The organism is Mycobacterium sp., from assembly GCF_008709575.1.
In the GTDB taxonomy this organism is placed as follows: domain Bacteria; phylum Actinomycetota; class Actinomycetes; order Mycobacteriales; family Mycobacteriaceae; genus Mycobacterium.
The window spans coordinates 1-588 of record NZ_VYIK01000485.1; the positions used below are offsets into that span (position 1 = coordinate 1).

A 588-nucleotide genomic window follows, 5' to 3' on the forward strand; every position below is an offset into this window, starting at 1 on the left:
CTAACAGCCTACCGGCGAAGGGCCCGGCGATCAGGGTGCCCAGCTCGAGCACCCGCAGGCCGTCCAGTGGGCCCGTTGGAGTCATTCGGGCCTCGCGAATCCGTGGCGCACCAGCCAGTCGGTGACGATGTCTACCGCCTGCTGCAGCTTGTCACGTTGATCGGGCCCCGCGTAATAGTGTGTAGCGCCATGGATTTCGTGCATCTCTTTGTCCGGATGCCCGATCGCCTCGAACAGCCGGTGGGTGTGGCTGGGCGTGCAGGCGTCGTCGGCCAGGTTGCCGATCACCAGCGCCGGTACAGCGATGTCGCGTCCGCAGGTGAGACCGTCGGCGCGCGCGTCGTCGTAGCTCCATTGCGACAGCCAGCTGCGCAGCGTGCAGAACCGGGCCAACCCGACCGGGCTCATGTTCACCACCGCAGGATCGCCGAGATAGCAGGTGCCGGGGGCGCGTTGGTTCGGGTCGACGTTGGGATCCAGCCAGCGCGGGTCGGCCATCGTGCCGTGCACGACGAATGCGAATTCGTCGTCGGGGCGCCCGGCGGTCTTCAGCTCGGCTAGTTTGTCTTTGACCCAGGCGGTGATGCG

Annotated in this window: 1 pseudogene; it reads right to left on the minus strand. The window is 66.8% G+C overall.

Features of this window, described 5'->3' with window-relative positions:
- Positions 1 to 81: 81 nt before the first annotated feature.
- A pseudogene (locus F6Q13_RS19720) lies at positions 82 to 588 on the minus strand (alpha/beta hydrolase); the annotation flags it as partial.